This is a genomic window from Deinococcus cellulosilyticus NBRC 106333 = KACC 11606, from assembly GCF_007990775.1.
GTDB classification, from domain to species: Bacteria; Deinococcota; Deinococci; order Deinococcales; family Deinococcaceae; genus Deinococcus_C; species Deinococcus_C cellulosilyticus.
In genome coordinates this window covers 45,828-69,028 of the sequence record NZ_BJXB01000014.1, presented here as the reverse complement: position 1 = coordinate 69,028, position 23,201 = coordinate 45,828, and the positions used below count along the sequence as shown (strand labels likewise).

Here is a 23,201-nt window from a genome sequence, read left to right as displayed (position 1 = left end):
AGTGCGTTTCTGGCTGGATGTGAAGAAAGCTGAGGTTTTCTTGAGTCTCAGCCCTGTTTTTTGTGGATTGGGACTTATGACACTTCGGTCTTTCTGCGATCCCTTCGCCTGCGGATTCTCCTGTAGAACGCAAATTCCTCAAAGACCAGCGCGATCACATTCACCGCATAAACCCCTGCCAGAAGAGCGAACATCAGGTTCAGGTTGATGTCCCGGTAGAGGTACGGAAAAGTGTAACCCCAATGGTTAAAGCCCAGAATCAGGCAGAACACCACAAAAGGAATCAGCAGCAGGAGGCCCCACACTTCATCGATCAGGCCTGAGCCTGGAAGCAGGACGGTGATCACCCGGAACATCCAGGGGCGGATCTCCTGACGGGCGGAACGGGGGCGGGGCACCATGAACAGGAGCACCGTCAGCAGGGTGGAACCCAGAAGCCAGGTGACCCACAGGGCCTGCACGTACACGTTCCATCCAGTGGGAAGGGCCATCAGGTAAGTCCAGGGGTTGCGCAGGAAATGGTTCATTTCAGCTCCCAGGTCCGGGCTGACCGCCCTGAGGCGTTCGATTTCGGTGGGAAAGGCGAGTCGGGGACCGCTGTGGTAAATCGACTGGAAGGTGGTCTCAAAACTGCTCGGGCTCAGTTGCAGGTTGTATGCTGCGGCCACCAGATTGGGATCAACGGTGAGGGCTTCCCGGTAGAGGTTGCTGGCAGCTTTCTCGTCTCCACGCACCTCCATCATCACCCCCTGGTTGTTGAGGGCACCAGCCACATCTGGAGCCTGCTGGTACAGTTCCAGCGCACGGTTCTGGTCTCCGTCGAGTTGCACGGCAACCCCCCTCAGGAAAGAAGATTCCTGACTGGTTGCAGTAGAAACACTGTCCAGCTGGCTGTAAAACCACACCCCACCGTAGGTGCCCATGTTGAGGGCCGCATTCTGGGTGGCCTGCTGTGCCCGATCGGCCCAGCCCCACACCCCCAGAGCCATGATGCACAGCAGGAAGAGCGTCAGGACCACCAGCTTTTCCGAAAAGGTGGCATAACTGAAGATCACATGCCGGACACGCATCAGTGGGTTCCTGAACCCGCTCAGGAGCCCTCCGTAAGGCTGCAGTTCCTGGTATTGCAGCCCCAGGTAGCGCAGGTGCAGGGTAAGCCACACCATCAGGTAACAGGCAATCAGGGTGAATACAGTAAAGCGGGCCACATCTCGGATGGTCAGGAGGGCATTTTCACCCAGCGAAAAAACGGAGTTCTCCCCGAGTTCCCGCTCCACATTGCGCCATCCAATGGCTTCCCCGGTGCGACCCTGGTCTTCAAGCCATCCAGCGTACTGCTCGTAGGTGCTGGCATAGCCCTCAAAGCGGGGGGAAATTTCACGCAGGAATTTGAACCACACCCCGGCCCTTTCCACCCGACCTTCCCTGAGCAGGTACCGGGAGTACCACAGGGCATTTCCATAAGCCTGCCATGCCTCTGCAGACACCGGAATGGCAGGATCATGGCCCAGTTCCGCCCAGTTCATCTTGGCCTGGGTCAGGGCCTGATCGGCATACTCGGGTGCTCCCATGCTGTCCAGCAAAACCGCCATCCGCACAGACACAAAAAAGGGCACCTCGGCACGCATGGCCTCTCCGAGGTTCTGGCGGGCACTGGCATTGTCCCGGTTCAGGAGTTGCTGCTGCGACAGGAAAATCCACAGAAAGGGGTTGAGTGGGTCCTGTTTCACCCTGGCCTCAAGCTGCTGGGTGACCGAAAGGGACAGTTCCTTCATGGGGTTTTTTCCCAGGCCCACACGGGCACGCTTCTCAAGCTCTCCGAGCACTTCCCTTCTGGGAGGATACACCACACGTTCCTGAATCTTATCGTTCTGGATGGTGAAATTCTCCCTGATGCCCTGACCATGGTCCACCATGACCAGCAGGCCAGACTCGGTGCGTTCCAGCTGGCTGATCTCTGCAGGGAAATACCAGCGTTTTTCCACCACCCCTGTCTGGACACTCAGGCGGTCCAGCACGCTGCCGAGGGGCAAATAAATGCTGTCCCCGGCCTGAATCGGTTCATGGAGGTCACCCAGTTCGATGGGGTAATTCACACTCCACTGGGTGATCCCATTCACCACCCCCTGCAAGGTTCGCCCAGAAAGCTGGGCCTGCGGGCGTGAGGTCTGGGCGTGGACCAGAGAAAGAAAGACAAACAGGAGGACAGCGAGGAGTCGTTTCATGATTTCAGGCTGAAAGGAATTCTGATGGCCATCGCAACCACAATGGACACCAGTGCGAGAAAACCTGCATGTTGCAGGTAAGCGTAGACCAGCAGGATCGGCAACACCATCACAGAAATGGCGGGCAACACGTTGAATTTGATGTGCTTCTGCAGCACAAACCTGTACAGGGGAATGGCAATGGCGGTGAGCAGCAAAGCCACCAGCAAAGTCTGGGGAGCATGCACCAGCAAAGCTCCCAGCAGGGGAGCGATTCCCCCTCCTCCATCAAAGCGAAAGAAGACCGGAAAGTTGTGACCGAGCACCACCAGACCCGCAGCAAGCCAGGCCACCTCGGGGGTGTAGGTCTGGGCGATCCAGACAGCAAGTGCTCCCTTGGCAATGTCCAGGGCAGACACCAGAATGGCTGCAAAAAGACCATACTGGCGGTAGATTCCGCTCCCTCCGGGTGCATCTTTTTTGCGAATGTCCTCTCCCTGCATCAGGGAATAGAGGATTCCGAAACTCAGAGATCCCAGCAGGTAGGCAAGCAGACAGGTGACCACAGGCACAACAGCATTGTACAGAAGCAAAAGGCCGAGAGCCGAGAGCCGAGAGCCGAGGGCCGATGCCAAAAGCAGAAAACAGCATTCAGAAGGCACAAAGCAATCCACTTCCTCTGGTGCGAGAACCTGCTCCCCAGCAGATCTTTTGCTGACCGCTGATGGCTGAGGGCTGACGGCTTTCTGCAAGGACACCGCCCCCCAGCGACTTTGCGCTCACCCTTAAGATGCCATGGCAGTCTACAAAAAGCACCTCTCAAAACCGATATAGTGACTTGTGCTCCTCTCCTACACCCTGAAAAACCTGTTCCGTCACTTCTGGCGCACACTGGCCACCATTCTGGGTGTGGCGGTGGGGATCGCTGCTGTGCTGGGCACAGTGACCGTCGGAGACAACATCAATGCCAACTTGCAGTCGGTGTTCACAGCAGCCAGTGGCAAGGCTGAATTGATTGTGGCTCCCGGCGCTTCCGGTCGGGCGGTCATTGAGGCAAAACCTGTACTGGATCGCCTGGAACAGGAACCTCTGGTCCAGCGCACCCTGCTCACCCTGGAGTATTATGCCGTCCTGAAAAACGAAGCAAAAGATTATCAGCGTCCGATTGTGCCAGGCGTGCAGGGTGGATTTCTGATCAGTGGACAGCAAACAGACAGGCCTGAAGACCTCCCTGTGAAACTGTCCAGCGGCACGCTGCCTGTGAAAGGCTCTTTCGGGATTGCGGTGAGCCAGTCTTTTGCAGCCCAGGAGAGGCTGAACATTGGAGACCAGTTGAGTTTTGTGGCCCCCACAGGCTCTTTTGAGCTCACCATCACAGGCCTGCTCAAAACCGATGGGGGCATTTCCAGCCTGAATGCAGGGCAGGTGGGGGTCACCAGTCTGGAAGACCTGCAGGAGCGCACCTACCTGCAGGGCAGGGTGAGTTATGTGGGCCTGATTCTGGGTCCCAGATCCAACGCGGAAGACGTGCGCCTGAAACTGGAGGACCTCCTGCCAGAAACCTTCAGTGTGCTTTATCCTGCAGGACGTGGGCAGGTCTCCAATGGTCTGGTGCAGACGGTGCAAAGCGGTCTGGAGGTGCTTGCAGCCACCCTGATGGCTCTGGCAGGATTTCTGGCCTACAACACCTTCGCAGCCTCCGTGGTCGAACGTCACCGGGAATTTGCCTTGCTGCGCACCCTGGGTTTCACCCGTGGGCAGGTTTTGAAGATCAGTTATCTGGAAGCAGCCGTGATCAGCGTGCTCGGTGTTCTGGTGGGGGTGCTGCTGGGGGTTGCCATTGCAGCAGCAATCACAGCTTTTAATGCCTACCTGCTGGAGTTTCCCTTCACCACACTGGAGTTGCCCTGGACCAAGGTGCTGATTGCCAGTGGGGTGGGCACGGTGACCACCTTTGCTGCAGCATCAGGTCCAGCCCGGGCTGCGTCCAGCGTTGCCCCCCTGATTGCAGCCAGAGGTTCAGTGGATGCCGGGAAAGGCTTTCCCTTCCTGATCGGGGCTCTGGTGCTTGCCGTCGGACTTCTGCTCTCTGTGCTGCACTACCCCAGAGCGTGGGCTTTGACAGGGGCCAGTGTCTCCATGGCCCTGACCTTCGTGGGCATTGCCCTGGTTTCCCCGGCCCTCCTGGGGCCTGCCCGCAGGCTCTTTGAGCCTCTGCTGACAGGCCTTTTCGGGGTTCCTGCCCGCCTGGGTCTGGGAGCCGTTCTCAGGTCCAGGGCAAGAAACGGGGTTGCCATTGGAGCCGTTGCTCTGGGAATCGGGCTCACTGTAGGGGTCGGAGGAATGGTTTCCGGCATCAACCAGAGCATCGAGGACTGGGTGGAAACCACCATCATCGGGGACATGTTCGTGGCTGCAGCCACACCGTTTCCTGCAGATTTCAGAGACCAGCTGAAGACAAAATACCCTGAGCTGGATGAGATCAGTGCTGTGGGTGTCCGAATTGCACGCTATGAACCCCCAGGCGAGCGCCCCCGCAATGCCAGCATCGTCCTGACCGACCCTGAGCGTTATGATCCAGCCATTGGAGCAGGAAAACTGCAGTTCATCGAGGGCTCTCTGGAAACCACCATTCAGGAGTTTTACCGGGGTCGCGCAGTCTACGCCTCGGGAACCATAGCAGACCGTTACAACGTGAAAGCTGGAGACACCGTCAAGCTGCGAACCACAGAGGGCTGGACCGACTTTCGGGTGCTGGGCGTGGTGGTGGATTACACCAGTGCAGGAGAAACCTTCATTGCGTCCACCCGCGACCTCAAACTCTTTGGCGGAGGGTCACCAGAGCTCTACATCCTCTCCCTGAAAAACGGAAATCCCAGAGCGTTTGGAGAACAGTTGAAAAAGGACTTTGAGGACCTCTACCTGGACATCCAGTACAACGAGGAATACAAGAAAGCCATTCTGGACACCACCAGTCGCTTTTTTGGCAGCACCAACAGCCTGCTGGTGCTGGCGGTCATCATTGCTGCCCTGGGGGTTGCCAACACCCTCGGGATGAACCTCTCTGAGCGCATGCATGAAATGGCCGTGCTGCGGGCACTGGGCCTCAGGCGCGGAGAATTGATGCGCAGTGTCTTCACCGAGGGCATCGTGGTGGTGGTGATGGGCACCCTGCTTGGGGTTCTGGGTGGACTGGCCCTCAGTCAGGTGATCACCGCCTCTGCCAACACCCTCACCGGATACCGGGTGAATCCTGTGTACCCGGTACAGCTCTTTGGGGTTGCCATCATCGCCAGTCCAGTGGTGGGCATTCTGGCTGCCTTCCTGCCTGCGCGCAGAGCCGCAAGGGTCAGTCCCGCAGAGGCCCTGCGCACCAGCAGCGAAGTTTGAAGGGCATACAATAAAGCATGCAAAACAGAGCACAGACCCACCGAATTTTGCAACTGGCTTTCGTTTTCAGCCTCATTGCAGGCTCTGTGGCCCTGTGGTTTGGCCTGCAGGAGCAGCCTGAACTGCGCAAGTGGGTTCTGCTGGGGTTCCTGGTCACCGAGGGTCTGGCTGTCTTCATCGTGTTGCAGGTGTACGCCCGCAAGATGCAAGAATAAACCCAAATCAACATTCTCCAAGGAGCAAAATGAATCCGATTCCTGTTCCACACATTCAGCAACCCAGATGCTTCATGGTTTATGCCCTCGCACCTGCAGGCGTCTCTGCCCGTGAAGCAAATGAAAAAGTCAACCTGTACGTCGAAGACCCGAAACGCGGCATGGCCCTGTACCACGACCACTTCATTGGGACTCGGGGTGGAATGGTGATCTTCTTTGTGGAAAACGAAGAACAAAGACAGGCCCTCACCGATCCTGGACCTCTGGAAGGCTGGTCCCTGACAGTTCACCCCCTGATCTATTCCCGCAGCCCAGGGGGTTTTGATGCCCAGATTGCCTTTACGCTCAAAGCCTACCGGGACCTCAACTGGGAAGAGGTGCAGCTTGAAAAGAGACCACAGTATGGCAACGCTTCGGAAGAAGCCAGCACAGGTGTGGAGTCCTGCAGCATCAACTGAACTGGACAATTGTGCATCCCTGCTGCTCCCGAGGCAGGGTTTCATTTATCATGGATCAGCATGCTGACCCGTCCCGAAATCCAGCGTTACAGCCGCCAGTTGCTGCTTGATGGCTTCACCCAGGAGCATCAGGAGCGTCTGAAAAGTGCTTCTGTGATTTTTGTGGGCGCAGGTGGGCTTGGCACCCCTGCCCTGACCTATCTGGCCGGAGCAGGAATCGGCAAGGTGGGGATCTGTGACTTTGATGTGGTCAGCATCAGCAATCTGCAGAGGCAGGTGCTGTACAGGTCTGCAGATGTGGATGCCCCCAAAGCCAGGATTGCCGCCAGTCAGATCCAGCAGCTTAATCCCAGGGTGCAGACGGAAATCCTGCAGAAACTCACCCCAGAGAATGCTGAAGAGGTCATCTCCAGCTTCGATCTGGTGCTCGACTGTGCCGACAACTTCCCTACCCGTTACCTGATCAACGACACTTGCGTGAACCTGGGGAAAACCTGGGTGTGGGCCGCTGCCCAGAGTTATGAAGCCATGCTCAGCGTCTTCAATGCAGAACGCTCCCTCAGGCGCATCTTCCCCGAACCTCCACCCGCACAGGACAACTGCGACACCATTGGCGTGATTGGCCCCATGCTGGGTGTGGCAGGCAGCATGATGGCCCTGGAAGCCATCAAGGTCATCACAGGGCTTGGGACGCCCATGATTGGGAAATTGTGGACGTTTGATGCACTGGAGGGGACGGCGAGGGTGATCAAGCTGCCTTGAGGCCGAGAGCCGAGCCGAGCCGAGCCGAGCCGAGCCGAGCCGAGAGTAAGGTATGGCTCTGGTTTGATGGTGTCAAGTCAGGAAGACAGATTGCTGTTCTGCAAATGCTCCTTACAAAGAATGCAATGGCGATTTTCAAAAGCCCAGAGCAAAAGCCATTGCCTTCCTGACCTGCCCTCGGCTCTCGGCCCTTGGCCCTCGGCTAAAATACCCAGAGATGGAATACGTTTACGCTGTCCCCACTGCCCTTTTGCCCAAACCCAGCCCACAATTGCAACCTGTAACGCCTGAGTTGTACGAGATTCTCTCCACCCGTGGCACCTTTCTGCCCAGACCTGAGGCCGAGCAGGATGAGACCCACCGTCAGGTGATTCCTTATGTCATCACCGAGCATGCGGGGGAGTACCTGGTCATGCACCGCACGAAAGCAGGCGGAGACCAGAGGCTTCACCTGAAGTACACGCTGGGGGTGGGCGGCCACATCAACCCCATTGATGAAGCCGATGATCCCATTCAGGCAGGTCTGGAGAGGGAGATTGAAGAGGAAATTGAGGCTCAAATCACCTCCATGAAACTTCTCGGCCTGATTCTGATGGATGACACCCCGGTCTCCAGGGTGCATGTGGGCCTCCTGTACCTGGCACAATCCAAAAACGCGCCCCTGGTGCGGGAAACCGAGAAGCTGCAAGGAGAAATGCGTCCCAGACATCAGATTCGCGATTTATACGACGCACTCGAGAGCTGGAGCCAACTGGCTTTTGATGCCTTGTGAGGAAAAACGTCGATTTTACACCTTCATTCGGGCCCGAAATTGATGTACCCAACGGCAAAAATGTGCTATATTCCAATGGAGCCAACCACAAAGCTCAAAAAATTCAGTTTCTTAGGAGTCGACATGGCAGAAAAAATTGCTAAGACCCAGCTCGTTGATTTGGTGGCTTCCAAGACCAACCTCAACAAGAAACAAGCAGGGGAAGCAATCAGCGCCCTGCTGGACAGTGTTGTTGAAGCCCTCAGAACCGGCAAAAGCGTCGGCCTCCCCGGACTGGGCACCTTCAGCGTGACCCAGACCGCCGAGCGTCAGGGCGTGCGTCCCGGCACCAACGAGCGCATCACCATTCCCGCTGGGAAAAAAGTGCGCTTCAAAGTCGCCAGCACCCTGAAAACCGACCTTTAAGCGCGATTCAAAATGCAGAGAACCCTGGAATGCATCCAGGGTTCTCATTCTTTGGAAATGGTGTTTGAGATTGCTGAGGAAAAACCTTAGACAAACACCCCATCCCGCTGAAAAACCTCTCCATCCAGCAGAATCTCTCCGCCAGTGCGCAGGTCACAGATCATGTCCCAGTGGATGGTGCTCTTGTTGAGGCCTCCAGTTTCGGGGTAGCTGCTGCCCACGGCAAGGTGAACAGTTCCGCCAATTTTTTCGTCGAAGAGGATGTTTTTGCTGGGAACCTGAATCCCGTAGTTGGTTCCGATGCCGATCTCTCCGAGGTAACGTGCACCCTGATCGGTGTTCAGGGCAGCCTGCAGCACGTCATTTCCAACTTCAGCGTGAGCATCAACAACCTGTCCATCTTTGAAGGTCAGATGAATGCCCTGCACCTCCCTGCCCTGATAGAGGGTCGGAAGGTCATAGAAGATATGGCCACTGGCACTGGTCTCGATGGGTCCAGTGAAGACCTCGCCTGAGGGCATGTTGCGTTTGCCGTCGCTGTTGGCCCAGGTGCGGCCTTTTACGTTCAGAATCAGGTCGGTGTTTTCGCTGAGAATGCGGATCTCACTGGCCTGAGCAAGTCGTTCAATCAGCCGGGCCTGTCTCTCACGGACCTCTCCCCACTTTGCAACGGGATCATCGTGATCCAGGAACATGGCCTGCATCACGAAACGCTGATAATCCTCGAAGCCCATGCCTGCGGCTTCGGCAGCGTATTCGGTGGGGTACTGGGTGAGGCACCATTTGCGCTGCCTGCGCACCTCGGCCATGGGATGCAGGGTCTGGCTCCAGCGCTGCATGCGCTCAGGACGTGCACCTTGTTTTGGAGCCATGGGGGTTTCCACCCGGATGGACCCTGCAATGCCATGAATCTCTTCCATGACACCCGGAGCCAGGGAGGCCAGCACCTCATCACTGGCAAGGTTCACAAATTCAGCGGTCTGGTAGGGAAATTCCAGTTTGAGGATGGGGCGTGCCCCTCTGAGGAGGATTTCTTTGTGGAGGGCTTCCAGAACCGGGAGTCCAACCGTGCTCCCCTGAATGAGGATGCTTTCTCCAGGCTGGGCGTTGATGCAATAACTGGCAAGCAGGCGGGCCTGCTTCTGGGCGAGTTCCTGTAACATGACACCCAAATCTAACACCCTGAGGAGCGCCCCCTCAAGGGTTTTTGGGTGAGAACTGCCCCAGGAAAGTCTGAATGGGTTTCAACAGGTCGGCAGTGATGGTGTTGAGGAGGTCACTGTCCGGCTGAACCTTCCAGGTGTTCCCTTCTTTTTTCAGGTTGAGTTTGCCAGTGTAGTCAAAACGCTCCAGCTTTGTGTCCTTGCTGGCATCTGTCACAATCTCCTGCAGCACCTGCTCAGGGGAGGTCCTGCCCGCAATCACATCCCCGATGTTCTGGGCAACTGCAGAGGTCCACTTGGAGGCAAGTCCCTTGGCCAGATGCACGTTGGAGAGCTTGAGATTCACCACAGCCGTGTTTCCCTGCATCTGGGTGTTGCCCACCGTGAACTGCAACTTGCCGTACAGGGCTTCTGCAAGAACATTGTTGTCCAGCAGGGCACTGTAAATGGCGTTCTGGGAGGTGTTCCACTGGCTCATCTGGTCCACGGCCGTGGCAAGCTGACCGTCTTGCAAAGCTTTCAGAAAAGTGCCTGCCACTTTTGCGGGTCCTGAGAGCTTCTGGACATCTGAGCTTGGAGGCACTGGATTCACATTTCCACCCTGATTTGCAGTCTGGCTGCCATTCTGCCCATTCTGGGTTTCTTCTGCCCTTTTGCAGCCCACGAGGGCCAAAACAATGAAAAATCCCATCCACAATCTGTTCATGCCTTCAGGGTAATGGAGTCACTCGTGAGATTCCATGAAGTTGATTGCGATAAAAAAGTGTCCCTCACCATCAAAGGTGAAGGACACCGGGGCAATCCATCAATGGATCTTGCTGGCCAGGGCATTGAGTAAGGTGTTCTGGCTGTCGTCCTGTCCGGACATCCAGAACATGGCTCCGCCATAACCGTTTTGTTTGGTGTAGGTGGCTTTGGCTCCAATGGACTGGGCGTTGTCGTAAGACCAGAAGATGCGGTTCACTGGATCATAGGCGTAAGGAGCCTGGGCGTAGGTGTCGTAGTATTTGGTGAATGCGGGGTTGTTGATCACCAGATTCACCAGGGTCCTGTAACTGGCACTCCCCACTTCTTCACCACCCGAAGCACCTCCACTGGCCGGGTTGAACAGGCCATCGCTGTTGGGTCCCGCAGAAACGTTGGCCCAGCCACGTCCATAAAAGGCAAATCCGGGAATCAGGTGGTTTCTGGGAATCCCTGCATTGTTCCAGGCGGTCAATCCAGATTTGATGGTGAAGTTCTGGGCAGCATTGGGATCTCTGGGGTTCTGGTCCAGGGGGGTGTTGTGGCCCGTGATGCTGCTCCAGGTGCCACTGTAGTCGTAGGTCATCACGTTGATCCAGTTCAGGACCTGATTCAGCCCTGGGATCAGCCCTTCGTCTTTGTAGGTCTGCACAATGCGTGGGTGGGAGTTCACGGCCACAGTGAGCAGGAGTCCAGGCTTGTAGGCATCCAGCTGTCTGCGGAATTCCTGCAGCAGTTTCAGCCAGTTGGCCCGCTCAGTCTGGGCCTGCGTGAGGGTGGCCGGGCAGTACGTGGGTTCACCCCCGCACTCTCCAGGGAATTCCCAGTCGATGTCGATGCCATCAAAGACCCCCTCGTAGGTGTTGTATCCCGGCATGATGCCTTTGACAAACTGGTCAATGCAGGACTTCACGAAGGTCTGGCGTGAAGCGTCCGTGGCAGCCACTTTCGCAAATTCCTGATTGGGATTGAGGCCCGTGCCATACCAGCTCCATCCGCCAATGGAGATCACAGCCTTGATGCTGGGATTGCGGGCTTTCAGCAGTTTGATGTCATTGAAGCCGCCGCCCACCGTGGGACCTGTTCCACCATAGTCTGCATTGATGTCGGTGGAGGCGCACTTGCCACCCACGATCTTGGCAAAGCTGTAGTTGATGACATCCACCTTGTCTGCAGGCAGGGAGTTGACGGTGTACCCACTGTTGCGGGTCCAGTTGGCAAAGTAAGCCACAATGGTTTTCCCGGTGGGACGGGGAAAGCTGGTGGTCGGGATGTTGACGGTGGCAGTCACTGCAGTGCTGGTCTTGTTGTTGCCAGCAGCATCAAACGCTTTCGCGGTGTAGCTGTAGCTGCTGTTCTGGGCACTGCTGCTGAAGGAGTCCGCATGGGTGTAAGGTGCAGTGGTGTCCGTGGCAATCAGGGTGGTGCCCCGGTAGAATTCTACCTTGCTCACCCCTACGTTATCGCTGGCAGTTGCACTCAGGTTGATGTTTCCGGGAGCGGTGAGATTGGTGGGACTGGCGGTCACACTGACTGTGGGGGCAATGGTGTCTCCTGTGCCAGGAATGTTCACTGTTAAGTTGGTGGCTGTAGAGGTTTTGTTGTTCCCCGCAGCGTCAAACGCCTTGGCCGTAAAAGCATACGTCCCATTCTGGCTGCTCGAAGTGAAGCTCTGGCTGTACTCATAAGGTGCTGTGGTGTCCGTGGAAACCAGCGTTCCATTGCGGAAGAACTCCACTTTCGTCACCCCCACGTTGTCACTGGCCGTCGCTGTCACTTTGGCCGTCCCAGCTGCAGTCAAAGTCGCAGGGGCCACCGTCGCAGAAACTGTGGGAGCAGTGGTGTCCCCTGGTGTTCCAGAGCAACTTGCTCCACTGATGGTGCAGGCGGTCACCCCACTGAACACGCCTGTTCCCCCGTATGAAACGGTGACACTGCCCCCTGCTGGAATGTTTCCGCCCCCCCAGGTGTTGGGGGTGATGGTGTAAGAACCGTCTGCGTTCTTGACGGCATTCCCACCGGCACCCCAGGGGGTTCCCGAGAGGCCTGCGTTGCCGTTGAATTTGAAGTTCAGGCTCCAGGTGCTGACTGCGGTGTCCCCGGTGTTCTTCAGCGTGATGACTCCGTTAAAGCCACCGTCCCAGGCACTGCTGGTCGTGAAGGTCGCGGACAGAATGGCTGCCTGCTGAGTCACCTGAGCAGGGTCAACAAGGACATCTCTGGAACAGGAAACCAGGGTGACTGCACCAAGGGTGAGCAAGCCCGTGAGCAGAGCAATTCTCTTCACAGTCAAACACCTCCTGACATGCTTTCAGGCATGCTGGAAAGAAACCATTTTTGGGATGAACTTGTTAGAAATATACCCGACCACTTTCAGACCAATTTTTACCTGTCTAGATTTTGTTTACCGGTAAACACAACATGGGTTCAACCAGATGTTTTTTCTGCAACACAACCAAAATTCAAAATTTGAATGAAAAAAGGCATCCTGCTCTGGGATGCCTCAAAGCAATACCAATTTGAAAACTGGTTCTATCCTCCCAGAGGTCGGGACAGGGTCTGCACGTCTCCCAGTATGGCCGCCGCCGCCTGCTCCCCACTTTCCATGGCCCCCTGAATGCTGCTGATTCGGGTGGCCTCTGAAGCAATCCAGACCCTTTCCAGAGGGGCTTTGATCGGGGTCAGGTGGTCCATGAAACCCACATTTTGAACAAATTGACCATACGGAATGTGGATGATCTTCAGGAGTTGCAGTTCTCCTGCCTGGGCACCATACCAGTGTTCAAGTTCCTGAAGCACACTGGCCATCAGCAGGTTGTCATTGTCAAAATTTGCACGGAGCACAGACACGCTCAGGAGGTGTTTTCCAGAAGGCGCAAAAGGCCCCACATTGCTGAGCCACATGGCATTGTTGATCAGGCCCTCATCGGAAGCCAGAATGAGTTTCCGGCTCTGGTCCAGCAGGGCGTCACTGGCAAAATACACGTAAGAACTGCCCACATGCCCTTGAGGGGTCTTCACACCCAGCAGGCGACGCAACTCTGGCGGATCGGTGGCCACCACCACCTGATCGGCCTCGAGTGATCCCTCCATGGTGTACACCCGGACGTTGTGGCCCGAAGATTCCAGGGCTGTCACGTTCGTCCCGAACTGGATGTTCAGTCCTTTCGCCAGTTGCTGGGGAATGGCCTGCATGCCTTCTCTGGGAATGGCAACCTCACCGGTCAGCATCATGCGGTAGTAATACCTGAAAAGCCTGCTGGACGTGCTCAGGTCCCTTTTGAGGAAGATGCCGCCAAAAAAGGGTTTGAAGAAGGACTCAATGGCCCCCTCACTGAATCCCTGCTCCTGCAAAAAGACCAGGGTGGAGGTCTCAGGTTCTCTGAAAAACCGACTGGGTTCCCCCTGTCCGATCTCCAGGCTCAACTTTCCCACAAGGGCCTTGTCTTTCAAACTCAGGTGCGGACTCTGCAAGCTTTTCAGGGCATCGCCAGGCAGGCGCAGGGGATCGCCCACCGTGCTGACCTGCGTTTCAGAACGGATCACCGCTCCAGGCTCCAGAATGCGTAAATCCAGTGCTTCCAGATTCAGGTTGCGTTTCACTGCTGGATATCCGGTGAACAGCACCTGAAACCCGTGATCAATGGTGAAGCCCTGATGATGGGACGTGCAGACCCGTCCACCCACATGGTCTGATTTCTCCAGAACCGTGACTTGCTTTCCCGCCCGTTTCAATATGCGTGCAGCGGTCAATCCTGCCAGACCTGCACCAATGACAATGACATGCATAAGGCCTCCAGAGTCAATTCAAGCATCTTTTTTGTGTGACCAAGGGTAAGCGGCATTACCAGCAGAAAACAGAAGACAAAAACGCTCTGGCTGAAGCCTTCTGGCTCTCAAATCTGGCTCAGACCGGCTCTGCTGCCTGTTCTCCTGTTTCCACTTCGTGCTCCGGGTAACTCACCCAGTCTGAGTACGACCCTGCATAGAGCCTGTGGGGGATGCCCAGTTCATGGAAAACCAGAGCATTGTGGGCCGCAGACACCCCAGAGCCACAATACAGGATTTTTTCCTGCTGTCCGGCGAGGTCCTGGTACTGGGTTTTCAGCGATTCCAGGTCCTTGAACTTGCCGTTTTCCAGGTTCTGGCCAAAGGGACGGTTGATGGCTCCGGGGATGTGACCGGGAATGCGGTCAATGGGTTCCACATCTCCCCTGTAACGCTCAGGGGCTCTGGCATCAATCAGCAACACATCGTTTCTGCCTTTGACGGTGCGCACCTCTTCCACACTGGCCAGCAATTCGGGTTTCTCACGCACGGTGAGCTGGCCTCCGGGAAAGTTTCTGGCAGCAGTCTCCAGAGAAAACCCTGCCTCCAGCCACGCCTGAATCCCACCATCAAGCAGGCAGACGTCCTCATGCCCGATGTATTTCAGGAGCCACCAGACCCGTGCAGCAAACATGCCACCTGCATCATCATAGGCCACCACGCGGGTGTGATCGCTGACTCCAGCACGCTCAAAAACCTCTTTGATCTGTGCTGCAGAGGGATAAGGATGACGTCCTCCATGCTCAGCTTTGGGTCCAGAAAGGTCGGTTTCGAGGTCCAGACGGGTCGCGTTGGGCAGGTGGCCCTCCGCGTACTTTTGCGCTCCGTAACCATGATCCATCAGGCTGGAACGCACATCGATGATGCGCAAATTCGGCTCGAACACCCTGGCGAAGATTTCTTTCGCAGACACCCAGTTCTTTGGCATAGGGCCATTCTACTGTTCAGGGGTCATGGGCAACACTGCAAAAGCCCCTGAACCCGGTCCACCTGTCCGCATCTTTGCTTACCCCTATACAACCCTTGCGAAAAACCAGAGGTGTCGAGTACCCTTGATCCTAAGATGCTAAGCCGTAACGCAAAAGCCAACTGGTGGTGGACTCCCTGAACTCGGGAGGACGTCAGGCTTTTGCTCTTGCCCCCGAGGAATCAGACCTCGGGGGTTTCGTTTGAATGACCACAGACCGGCCACAGCAAAGGGCCACGGAGGAAGCAGATGCAAGTGTATTACCGGGAAATCCACGCCGATCTTGAAACACCCGTCAGTGCTTATCTGAAAGTTGCCTCCGGCAGCACCCACAGTTTCCTTTTAGAGAGTGTCGAAGGTGGAGAGCGCAGTGCCCGTTATTCCTTTCTGGGGGTGGGAGCGCAAGGGAAATTCATTGCCAGAGGTCACAACGTGACGCTGGAGGGGGCCTTCGGGAATGAGACACTGTTTGTACAGGACCCCCTCACCCTGCTTTACGAGAAGACCATTCACCCTGAAGTCCAGGTCCCGAATGGTCTTCCTGCTTTTGTGGGGGGGGCAGTGGGTTACGCCTCTTACGACGTGATCCGCCTGTACGAGAAACTCCCGGAAACCAACCCCGACGAACTGAACCTGCCCGATGTCGAATTCATGATTCCTGACGCTGTGGTGGTTTTCGATCACGTCAAACACCGCCTGTTTGTGGTGACGGTGCGAGACAACGAAAAAGAAGCAGAGGGGGTGCTGGATGATCTGGTGAAGAAGCTCCGCGCACCCCTCACTTCTGTTCCCGGCAGTGAACCTGCTGCAGAGCGTGCCGAGTGGGAAAGCAACTTCACCAAAGAGGGTTACATGGAGGCCGTCAGCAAGTGCGTGGAATACATCCATGCCGGAGATGCCTTCCAGGTGGTGCCCTCCCAGCGCTTCTCTGCAAAACTGACCACCCATCCCTTTGCGATCTACCGTGCCCTGCGCTCCGTGAACCCCAGCCCTTATCTCGGGTACATCCAGTTCCCCAACGTGACCCTGGTGGCTTCCAGCCCTGAAAGCCTCTGCAAGAGCGATGGGAAGACCATCGCCACCATGCCCATTGCTGGCACCCGCAAACGTGGCCTGACTCCTGAAGAAGATGTGGCCCTGGAACAAGAACTCCTGGCCGATGAGAAAGAACGGGCCGAGCACCTGATGCTGGTGGATCTGGGACGCAACGACCTCGGACGGGTGGCAAAATACGGCTCTGTGAAAGTGAAAGACGCCTTCCGGGTCGAGCGGTACAGCCACGTGATGCATATTGTTTCCACCGTTGAGGCTCAACTCGCAGAGGGCAAAACCCCCCTGCATGCCCTGGCCTCCACCCTCCCGATGGGCACCCTCTCTGGCGCACCCAAAATCCGCGCCATGGAAATCATCGAAGAGGTGGAGCCTGTGCGCCGTGGCCCTTACGGTGGCTCTTTCGGGTACATCGCCATGAACGGCAGCATGGACATGGCCCTGACCCTCAGGACCGCCGTGATTGCCAACAACAAGGTCTACATCCAGGCCGGAGGTGGCGTGGTGGCAGACTCCGACCCCGAGTTCGAGTTCAATGAAACCATGAGCAAATCTGCCGCCCTGAAACGGGCCGTGGAAATGGCAGAAAAGGGGCTGTAAGCCATGGCAAACATCAAGATTTACGGACACAAAGCTTTTCTGGATTCCAGCAAAGAAGTCCTGTCTGAAGCCATCCACAAAGCTGTGGTGGTGGCCCTGCAGTACCCTCTGGACAAGAAGTTTCACCGCTTCCTGCCTTTAGAAGAGGGATACTTCATTCACCCCGAGGACCGCAGCGAGAAGTACCTCGACATCGAGATCCACATGTTTGAAGGTCGCACCGAGAGCACCAAACGTGCCCTGATCGAGCAGCTTTTCACCCAGCTGGAACAGGTTGGCGTGACCCGTCAGAATGTGGAAGTGATCCTCATCGAAACCCCGAAAGTGAACTGGGGCATTCGTGGCAAAAACGGTGCCGATCTGGCCCTGAACTACAAGGTAGAGGTGTAATGATGAAGGTTCTGGTCATCGACAATTACGACAGTTTCACCTACAACATCGTGCAGTACCTCGGGGAGTTTGGCATTGAGGCCGAAGTGTGGAGGAACGACCAGTTCGAGATCGAAGACATCGACAAACTGCAGCCCGACCGCATCATCATCTCCCCCGGTCCCTGCACCCCCAGCGAAGCAGGCCTGAGCATCCCCGTGATCGAGAAATACGCCCCCCAGATCCCCATTCTGGGCGTGTGCCTGGGTCACCAGAGCATGGGACAGGCTTTTGGTGGCAACGTGATGCGGGCAAAACACATCATGCACGGCAAAATGTCCCGCATCCAGCACAATGAAAAAGGTGTGTTCGCTGGCATCCCCGAAGACATTCAGGTGACCCGCTACCACTCTCTGGTGGTTGAAGACCTGCCCGAAGTGCTAGAAGCCACTGCCTGGACCACCGAAGTGGACGGCAGCAAAACCCTGATGGCCCTGCGCCACAAACAGTACCCCATGCATGGGGTGCAGTTCCACCCGGAGTCCATTGCCAGTGAGCATGGGCATCAGATGCTGAAGAATTTTCTGGATGATCCGTATTGACCCTACCTCGCTGCGCTTTCCTCCCCTAACGAGGGGAGGTTGGTGTCAACTGAAATCTGGGTGCCAACAGATGTTCCTCTCCCCCACCGTCTAGCCCTGAGCCCTTTTCTCCTGGCCCCAGGCCCCTAAAATCAATTGAGGTCTTCGATGCTTCATAAACTGTTGTCCGGTCAGGTGCTGTCTTTCGATGAAGCCGCTGAGTTCATGCGGCAGGTGATGAGTGATCAGGTGAGCCCGGTTCGGCTTTCTGCTGCCCTGGCTGCCCTGCGTGTGCGGGGAGAGGCCCCTCAGGAGATTGCAGGCTTTGCCTCCACCATGCGTGAATTTGCCATTCCAGTGAAGGTGAAAGCCCCCCTGGTGATGGACATCGTGGGAACGGGAGGGGACAGCGAGAATCCCTTCAACATTTCCACCACCACCATTTTTGTGGTGTCCACTGCAGGGGTGACCGTGGCAAAACACGGCAACCGTGCAGCCAGCAGCAAATCCGGCAGTGCAGACCTTTTAGAAGCCTGCGGTGTGAACCTGAACGCTACACCAGAAACCATCGAGAAAGCCATCAACACTGTGGGGGTGGGCTTCCTCTTTGCTCGCAGTTACCATCCTGCCATGCGTTTTGCTGCTCCGGTGCGTGCTGAACTTGGCGTCAGGACGGTTTTCAATCTGCTCGGTCCGCTGACCAACCCTGCCACCCCCACCCATCAGGTGGTCGGGGTGTCCAGCCCTCATCTGGTGCCTGTCTTTGCACAGGTGCTGCAGAAACTTGGCCTGAAACGCGGCATCGTGGTTTACGGGGATGGGCTGGACGAGTTCACCACCTGCGGTCCCAATCAGGTCGCTGAACTCAAAGATGGTGAAATCAGTGAATACACCATCGAACCCGAAAGTGTAGGCATCCGCTGTGTGGCCAAACAGGACATCCAGGGTGGAGATGCCCAGCACAACGCTGAGATCACAAAAGCGGTCCTGGGCGGCAAAGGCACCCAGGCCCAGCGGGACATTGTCGCCCTGAACGCAGGCATCGCCCTGTACATCTCAGGTCAACAGGAAAGCATCGAGAAAGGCATCCAGCGTGCTTATGAAGTGCTGGACTCGGGTGAGGCTTTGCTGAAGCTGCAGGCCTATGCTGCGCTGACGCAACAATAGATTCTGACGTGTCATTGGTGGTTTGAGGGTGCGGAGGGTCAGATCCCTCCGCTTCTCGCTGTCGCTCGACGGTCCTCCCTTAACAAAGGGAGGTTGGTGATTTTTTTCAGCTGGAGTACATCCCAGACGCACTCCAATCCCCCTTCGTCAAGGGGGACAGCTCAGAGCGTCAGTGATGAGCAGGGGGATCTAAGCCACCCGTGAAGTCAGATAAAACATTGTGACGGCGTGGCTTGCCGTCCCACCCAGCACAAACAGGTGCCAGATTTCATGGAAGCCAAACACGCCCGGAATGGGGTTCAGTTTCTTGGTGGCATAGATGATGGCTCCAATGGAGTAAAAGACCCCTCCGATGCACATCCAGACCAGTGGCGGCCAGGAGAACTGGTTCAAAAGCTGGGGCATCAGGATCACGCTCATCCAGCCCATGGCAAGATACAAAATGGTGGAAATCCAGCGGGGCAGTTTCATGGTGACCAGTTTCAGGATGACTCCAGCCAGGGCCACCCCCCACACCACGACCATGGTCCACAGTCGCCAGGGACCATCCAGGGCCAGCATGGCAATGGGGGTGTAACTGCCTGCAATCAGCAGAAAGATGGCACTGTGATCCAGTTTGCGGAGCCACAACAGAACCCGTTCTTTGACATGAAAAGTGTGGTAGGAGGCACTGGCAAGGTACAGCAGGAACATGCTGACCCCGAAGATCAGAAATGGCCACCAGTGAACCCCTCCCTTGTAGGCGAAGATGCACAACAGCACGGTCAGGACGATGGCTTTGCCAGCCCCGATCCAGTGGGTGATGGCATTGATGGGTTCACGCAGGTGCTTCAACATACCTCAAGTATACGCTTGTACCCGGTTCAGAAAGTGTGCAGCACATGTGCACTGGTGCACCATTTTTCTCGCGGTGTACACCATTTCTGTCACATGTGCTGCCTTCACACTTCAGTCCCTCACAGCCAGGCCCGTCCATACTGTTTTGGAACATCGGTTTTGACCCCGAGCACTTTCGCTGCTGCCTGGGGCCAGTGCGGGTCCCTGAGGAAGGCACGGGCCAGCAAGGCCACGTCGGCCTGTCCGGTGGCGACAATCTGTTCTGCCTGATGGGGCTCGGTGATCAGGCCCACCGCACCTGTGGCGATGCCTGCTTTCTGCTTGATCCTCTCGGCAAAACGAACCTGATATCCAGGGCCGACAGGAATCTGCGCTCTGGGCACATTGCCTCCAGTGGACACATCAATCAGATCGACTCCAGCTTCTTTGAGGGCTTTTGACAGTTCTACACTTTCCTCAATGCTCCATCCACCCTCGGTCCAGTCGGTGGCACTGATGCGCACCCACAGGGAGAGCGAGGCAGGAATGGCAGCCTTGATGGAACGGGTGATTTCCAGCAGCAACCTGCTGCGGTTCTCCAGGCTTCCACCGTACTCATCTGTCCGGTGGTTGCTGAGGGGGGACAGGAACTCATGCAGGAGGTAGCCGTGGGCAGCGTGAATCTCCAGCACCTCAAAACCTGCTTTGACTGCTCTGAGGGCTGCAGCCACCCAGTGCTCCTTGAGGGTCTGAATTTCTTCAAAGGTCAGGGCATGGGGCACCAGCCATCCCTCTGTAAAGGGAATTGCGCTGGGTCCAACCACTTCCCAGCCTCCTTCTGCAGGGGTAAGGACTTCCCGGCTCTGGTCCCAGGGCACCCGCGTGCTGGCTTTCCTGCCTGCGTGGGCCAGTTGAATGCCCGCCACAGATCCCTGACCTTTGATGAAGTGCACGATCTTGCCCAGGGCCTCTGCCTGACCGTCTTCCCAGATGCCCATGTCCTGTGGGCTGATGCGGCCTTCTGGTGTCACAGCAGTGGCTTCAAGGATGACCAGACCTGCGCCACCTCTGGCAAAAGAACCCAGGTGCACCAGATGCCAGTCGGTGGGGTACCCGTTCTCTGAGCTGTACTGGCACATGGGGCTGACCACAATGCGGTTTCTCAAAGTCACGCCCTGAAAAGTGATGGGGGTAAAAAGCTGACTCATGGTGTAAGTCATAACCCGGGACGCCCCGGGGAAAAAGAAGATGGGTCACCTTGCCACAAGTCGTCTGTGTTTTCAATGCGCTGCCAGGAAAGAATTCTGTTGCATTCTGAGGTCTACACTGGATCATGCAGCTGAACGTTCCACCGCGTTCTGTAGATGAAAAGGGCAACTCGGCAGCCTTCTCGCAATCCCGCGAAATCATCCGCAGGCTGGAAACCCTGGGAGAGGTGTTGCAGGATTCGTCTGGCAGGGTGCTCAACCACCGGTACTGGTTTGTGTCTGCCTACATCCATTCCAGCAAACATGTGCTGCGCAAGGTGGAGTGGGGAGATTACCAGCATCCAGAGGTGATCCTCACCGTACAGAGGTATTTTTTTCAGCTGTACCAGCACAACCTGAAGCATCCAGAAGCGCACTGGCAATGGGCGTTTCACAGGTGCCAGCAGTTCAGAACCTCCAGACCTTCCTTTATTCAGGTGATGTACCTGTTTTATCCGCAGTTGGTCGCCCATGTGCGTTTTGACCTGCCCCGGGCCATCTTGTGGGCGTGCCAGGACCACAAGATGGATGTGTTGCAACTGGAGGAGGATTTCAGGGAGACCCTGCATGGCTTTGACCATGCGGTGGCGCACTTCATGAGAGATGTCCGCACCCGGGTGGGCCTGTGTCCTCCCTGCCCTGCACAGCTGATTCAGGCCATGACCTGGCTCCTGCAAAGGGAGCGTCTGCTGGGATGGCAGGCTGCAGTGGCCCTCGAAAGAACCCCAGAATCAGCAGGAATTCCCCTGCATTTTCTCCCTCTCGATCTGCAATGAAAAAAGCCAGGGGACTTCCCTGGCTTTGTTGGTGTATGGTTTTACCTGCTGTAGTTGGGAGACTCTTTGGTGATGGTCACATCGTGGGGGTGAGACTCGATCAGGCCTGCCATGGTGATGCGCACAAACTGGGCCTCCTTGCGCAGGGTTTCGATGTCTTTGGAGCCACAGTAACCCATGGCCGCACGCAGACCGCCAACAACCTGATAGATGACCTCTCCGGCAGAGCCTTTGTAGGCCACAATGCCTTCGATGCCTTCGGGAACGAATTTCTTGGTTCCGGTCTGAAAGTAGCGGTCGCTGGAGCCCTTGTTCATGGCCCCTTCGCTGCCCATGCCTCGGTAGGTCTTGAAGCGGCGGCCTTCACGGAGGATCAATTCGCCGGGAGCTTCGTCGGTGCCTGCGAGCATGCTGCCCATCATCACCACACTGGCTCCGGCCACAATGGCCTTGGGCACGTCCCCGGTCTGCTTGATCCCACCGTCTGCAATGATCGGCACACCATGGGGCTCTGCAGCCTGAGCGGCCTCAAAGACGGCACTGACCTGGGGAACCCCCACACCAGTCACCACGCGGGTGGTGCAGATGCTTCCAGGGCCAATCCCGACTTTCACGCCGTCTGCCCCAGCCTTGATCAGGTCCAGGGTGCCTTCTGCAGTGGCGACGTTGCCGGCAATCACATCCACCTGGAAGCGGCTCTTGATCATCTTCAGAACATCAATGATCCCCCTGGAGTGCCCGTGGGCACTGTCCAGCACCAGCACATCTGCTCCGGCGGCCACCAGGGCAGCGGCACGCTCCTCGACATCCGGGCTGACCCCGATGGCTGCAGCCACCAGCAGACGGCCATATTTGTCCTTGGCTGCGTTGGGGTACTTGATCTTCTTCATGATGTCCTTGATGGTGATCAGGCCCGTCAGTTTGAAGTTCTCATCCACCACCAGCAGTTTCTCAATGCGGTGCTGCTTGAAGATCTGCTCGGCCTGCTCCAGGGTGGTGCCCACCGGAACGGTCACGAGGTTCTCCTTGGTCATCACATCGGAGACAGAGAGGCTGTAGTCGGTCACAAAACGCATGTCGCGGTTGGTGATGATCCCGATCAGTTTGCCATCGTCTTCCACAATGGGCACACCAGAGATGCGGTATTCGCCCATCAGTTTCTCTGCATCGCCCACGGTTGCCGTGATGGGCAGAGTGATGGGGTCGGTGATCATGCCGGCCTCGGAGCGCTTGACCTTGCGGACCATCTCGGCCTGCGCCTGAATGGGCATGTTCTTGTGGATCACGCCAATGCCACCTTCACGGGCCATGGCCACAGCCATCTGGGCCTCGGTCACGGTGTCCATTGCAGCACTGATCAGAGGAATGTTGAGGGTGATGTTTTTGGTGAGCTTGCTCTTGACACTCACCTGATTGGGAAGTACTTCGGAGTACCTGGGAACGAGCAGGACGTCGTCGTAGGTGATGCCTTCTTTGCCAAACTTGTATTGGAACGCGTCACTCATATTGCAGGCAAGTATAACCCTTTTGGCTCAGGTACGCAGAGGGATGCCGCCCAATACGCCTAGCCCAATTTTGGACATCATTTGTGGTGCATTCATCCTATACGATCTGCAGGTGAAAACAAAGGCTCTGTCTATGCCGAGGGCCGAAAGCCGAGAGCAAAGAGCCCAAAGTGCTTGAGCTT

At 56.5% G+C, this 23,201-nt stretch carries 21 protein-coding genes; 11 read left to right on the top strand and 10 right to left on the bottom strand.

Annotation, left to right across the window (positions count from 1 at the left end):
• Positions 1 to 74 precede the first annotated feature (74 nt).
• Positions 75 to 2,225 (bottom strand): hypothetical protein, encoded by a 2,151-nt coding sequence (locus tag DC3_RS15770; RefSeq protein WP_146885950.1) that lies wholly within the window; start codon positions 2,223 to 2,225, stop codon positions 75 to 77.
• The gene (locus DC3_RS15765) at positions 2,222 to 2,776 is read right to left on the bottom strand and encodes a glycerol-3-phosphate acyltransferase (protein WP_146885948.1); all 555 of its coding nucleotides are present in this window, start codon (positions 2,774 to 2,776) and stop codon (positions 2,222 to 2,224) included. Before DC3_RS15765 ends, DC3_RS15770 begins: the two co-directional genes overlap by 4 nt.
• A 268-nt stretch (positions 2,777 to 3,044) precedes the next feature.
• On the opposite strand from DC3_RS15765, the gene DC3_RS15760 reads away from it, so the two are divergent.
• The 6 genes from DC3_RS15760 (at position 3,045) to DC3_RS15735 (ending at position 8,206) form a co-directional block, all read left to right on the top strand.
• A complete protein-coding gene (locus DC3_RS15760; RefSeq protein ID WP_146885946.1) occupies positions 3,045 to 5,594 on the top strand; it encodes an FtsX-like permease family protein in 2,550 nt (849 codons plus the stop codon).
• Positions 5,595 to 5,611: 17 nt separating this feature from the next.
• Complete coding sequence (locus DC3_RS15755; protein WP_146885944.1) at positions 5,612 to 5,809, top strand: hypothetical protein; 198 nt, start codon at positions 5,612 to 5,614, stop codon at positions 5,807 to 5,809.
• 29 nt (positions 5,810 to 5,838) lie between these two features.
• Entirely contained in the window at positions 5,839 to 6,267 is a 429-nt protein-coding gene (locus tag DC3_RS15750; RefSeq protein WP_146885943.1) for a hypothetical protein, read from the top strand.
• Positions 6,268 to 6,327: 60 nt separating this feature from the next.
• Positions 6,328 to 7,029, top strand: a complete 702-nt coding sequence (locus tag DC3_RS15745; protein ID WP_146885941.1) for a HesA/MoeB/ThiF family protein — start codon at positions 6,328 to 6,330, stop codon at positions 7,027 to 7,029.
• A 217-nt stretch (positions 7,030 to 7,246) separates the two neighbouring features.
• On the top strand, positions 7,247 to 7,801 hold the full coding sequence (locus DC3_RS15740; RefSeq protein ID WP_146885939.1) for an NUDIX hydrolase: 555 nt from the start codon (positions 7,247 to 7,249) through the stop codon (positions 7,799 to 7,801).
• A 123-nt stretch (positions 7,802 to 7,924) separates the two neighbouring features.
• A complete protein-coding gene (locus DC3_RS15735; protein WP_084571478.1) occupies positions 7,925 to 8,206 on the top strand; it encodes an HU family DNA-binding protein in 282 nt (93 codons plus the stop codon).
• 86 nt (positions 8,207 to 8,292) lie between these two features.
• On the opposite strand, the gene DC3_RS15730 is transcribed toward DC3_RS15735, so the two are convergent.
• The 5 genes from DC3_RS15730 to DC3_RS15710 all read right to left on the bottom strand — a co-directional run bounded on the left by DC3_RS15730 (position 8,293) and on the right by DC3_RS15710 (position 14,869).
• Entirely contained in the window at positions 8,293 to 9,369 is a 1,077-nt protein-coding gene (locus tag DC3_RS15730; protein ID WP_146885936.1) for an aminopeptidase, read from the bottom strand.
• Between the two features lie 34 nt (positions 9,370 to 9,403).
• Entirely contained in the window at positions 9,404 to 10,075 is a 672-nt protein-coding gene (locus tag DC3_RS15725) for a hypothetical protein (RefSeq protein WP_146885934.1), read from the bottom strand.
• A 99-nt stretch (positions 10,076 to 10,174) separates the two neighbouring features.
• The gene (locus DC3_RS15720; protein ID WP_186816069.1) at positions 10,175 to 12,400 is read right to left on the bottom strand and encodes a glycosyl hydrolase family 18 protein; all 2,226 of its coding nucleotides are present in this window, start codon (positions 12,398 to 12,400) and stop codon (positions 10,175 to 10,177) included.
• Between the two features lie 245 nt (positions 12,401 to 12,645).
• On the bottom strand, positions 12,646 to 13,902 hold the full coding sequence (locus DC3_RS15715; protein ID WP_146885930.1) for a protoporphyrinogen/coproporphyrinogen oxidase: 1,257 nt from the start codon (positions 13,900 to 13,902) through the stop codon (positions 12,646 to 12,648).
• Between the two features lie 118 nt (positions 13,903 to 14,020).
• Positions 14,021 to 14,869, bottom strand: a complete 849-nt coding sequence (locus DC3_RS15710; protein ID WP_146885928.1) for a sulfurtransferase — start codon at positions 14,867 to 14,869, stop codon at positions 14,021 to 14,023.
• A 288-nt stretch (positions 14,870 to 15,157) separates the two neighbouring features.
• On the opposite strand from DC3_RS15710, the gene trpE reads away from it, so the two are divergent.
• The 4 genes from trpE (at position 15,158) to trpD (ending at position 18,675) form a co-directional block, all read left to right on the top strand.
• Positions 15,158 to 16,558: an anthranilate synthase component I gene (gene trpE / locus DC3_RS15705; RefSeq protein WP_146885926.1), complete on the top strand. Its 1,401-nt coding sequence runs from the start codon at positions 15,158 to 15,160 to the stop codon at positions 16,556 to 16,558.
• 3 nt (positions 16,559 to 16,561) lie between these two features.
• Positions 16,562 to 16,948, top strand: a complete 387-nt coding sequence (locus DC3_RS15700) for a tautomerase family protein (RefSeq protein WP_146885924.1) — start codon at positions 16,562 to 16,564, stop codon at positions 16,946 to 16,948.
• A complete protein-coding gene (locus DC3_RS15695) occupies positions 16,948 to 17,529 on the top strand; it encodes an anthranilate synthase component II (protein ID WP_222594778.1) in 582 nt (193 codons plus the stop codon). Before DC3_RS15700 ends, DC3_RS15695 begins: the two co-directional genes overlap by 1 nt.
• A gap of 147 nt (positions 17,530 to 17,676) precedes the next feature.
• A complete protein-coding gene (gene trpD, locus DC3_RS15690; protein ID WP_146885923.1) occupies positions 17,677 to 18,675 on the top strand; it encodes an anthranilate phosphoribosyltransferase in 999 nt (332 codons plus the stop codon).
• Between the two features lie 189 nt (positions 18,676 to 18,864).
• Here the strand turns inward: trpD and trhA are convergent, their stop codons facing one another.
• Both trhA and DC3_RS15680 read right to left on the bottom strand, forming a co-directional pair.
• Positions 18,865 to 19,512 (bottom strand): PAQR family membrane homeostasis protein TrhA, encoded by a 648-nt coding sequence (gene trhA / locus DC3_RS15685; RefSeq protein ID WP_146885921.1) that lies wholly within the window; start codon positions 19,510 to 19,512, stop codon positions 18,865 to 18,867.
• A gap of 119 nt (positions 19,513 to 19,631) precedes the next feature.
• Positions 19,632 to 20,699, bottom strand: coding sequence for an NADH:flavin oxidoreductase/NADH oxidase (locus DC3_RS15680; RefSeq protein ID WP_146885919.1), 1,068 nt, complete (start codon positions 20,697 to 20,699; stop codon positions 19,632 to 19,634).
• Positions 20,700 to 20,824: 125 nt separating this feature from the next.
• Between DC3_RS15680 and DC3_RS15675 the strand changes: the two genes are divergently transcribed.
• Positions 20,825 to 21,514, top strand: coding sequence for a DUF5995 family protein (locus tag DC3_RS15675; protein ID WP_146885917.1), 690 nt, complete (start codon positions 20,825 to 20,827; stop codon positions 21,512 to 21,514).
• Positions 21,515 to 21,555: 41 nt separating this feature from the next.
• Here DC3_RS15675 and guaB read toward each other — a convergent pair whose 3' ends face one another.
• Positions 21,556 to 23,019: an IMP dehydrogenase gene (gene guaB, locus DC3_RS15670; protein ID WP_146885915.1), complete on the bottom strand. Its 1,464-nt coding sequence runs from the start codon at positions 23,017 to 23,019 to the stop codon at positions 21,556 to 21,558.
• Between the last annotated feature and the right edge of the window lie 182 nt (positions 23,020 to 23,201).

Excerpts from the sequence above, each read along its gene's own strand:
- DC3_RS15715 (WP_146885930.1), bottom strand. The coding sequence starts at position 13,902 with ATGCATGTCATTGTCATTGGTGCAGGTCTGGCAGGATTGACCGCTGCA.
- DC3_RS15735 (WP_084571478.1), top strand. The coding sequence starts at position 7,925 with ATGGCAGAAAAAATTGCTAAGACCCAGCTCGTTGATTTGGTGGCTTCC.
- DC3_RS15755 (WP_146885944.1), top strand. The coding sequence starts at position 5,612 with ATGCAAAACAGAGCACAGACCCACCGAATTTTGCAACTGGCTTTCGTT.
- guaB (WP_146885915.1), bottom strand. The coding sequence starts at position 23,019 with ATGAGTGACGCGTTCCAATACAAGTTTGGCAAAGAAGGCATCACCTAC.
- DC3_RS15710 (WP_146885928.1), bottom strand. The coding sequence starts at position 14,869 with ATGCCAAAGAACTGGGTGTCTGCGAAAGAAATCTTCGCCAGGGTGTTC.
- DC3_RS15770 (WP_146885950.1), bottom strand. The coding sequence starts at position 2,225 with ATGAAACGACTCCTCGCTGTCCTCCTGTTTGTCTTTCTTTCTCTGGTC.
- DC3_RS15700 (WP_146885924.1), top strand. The coding sequence starts at position 16,562 with ATGGCAAACATCAAGATTTACGGACACAAAGCTTTTCTGGATTCCAGC.
- trpD (WP_146885923.1), top strand. The coding sequence starts at position 17,677 with ATGCTTCATAAACTGTTGTCCGGTCAGGTGCTGTCTTTCGATGAAGCC.
- trpE (WP_146885926.1), top strand. The coding sequence starts at position 15,158 with ATGCAAGTGTATTACCGGGAAATCCACGCCGATCTTGAAACACCCGTC.
- DC3_RS15725 (WP_146885934.1), bottom strand. The coding sequence starts at position 10,075 with ATGAACAGATTGTGGATGGGATTTTTCATTGTTTTGGCCCTCGTGGGC.
- DC3_RS15675 (WP_146885917.1), top strand. The coding sequence starts at position 20,825 with ATGCAGCTGAACGTTCCACCGCGTTCTGTAGATGAAAAGGGCAACTCG.
- trhA (WP_146885921.1), bottom strand. The coding sequence starts at position 19,512 with ATGTTGAAGCACCTGCGTGAACCCATCAATGCCATCACCCACTGGATC.
- DC3_RS15680 (WP_146885919.1), bottom strand. The coding sequence starts at position 20,699 with ATGAGTCAGCTTTTTACCCCCATCACTTTTCAGGGCGTGACTTTGAGA.
- DC3_RS15695 (WP_222594778.1), top strand. The coding sequence starts at position 16,948 with ATGATGAAGGTTCTGGTCATCGACAATTACGACAGTTTCACCTACAAC.
- DC3_RS15750 (WP_146885943.1), top strand. The coding sequence starts at position 5,839 with ATGAATCCGATTCCTGTTCCACACATTCAGCAACCCAGATGCTTCATG.
- DC3_RS15730 (WP_146885936.1), bottom strand. The coding sequence starts at position 9,369 with ATGTTACAGGAACTCGCCCAGAAGCAGGCCCGCCTGCTTGCCAGTTAT.
- DC3_RS15740 (WP_146885939.1), top strand. The coding sequence starts at position 7,247 with ATGGAATACGTTTACGCTGTCCCCACTGCCCTTTTGCCCAAACCCAGC.
- DC3_RS15745 (WP_146885941.1), top strand. The coding sequence starts at position 6,328 with ATGCTGACCCGTCCCGAAATCCAGCGTTACAGCCGCCAGTTGCTGCTT.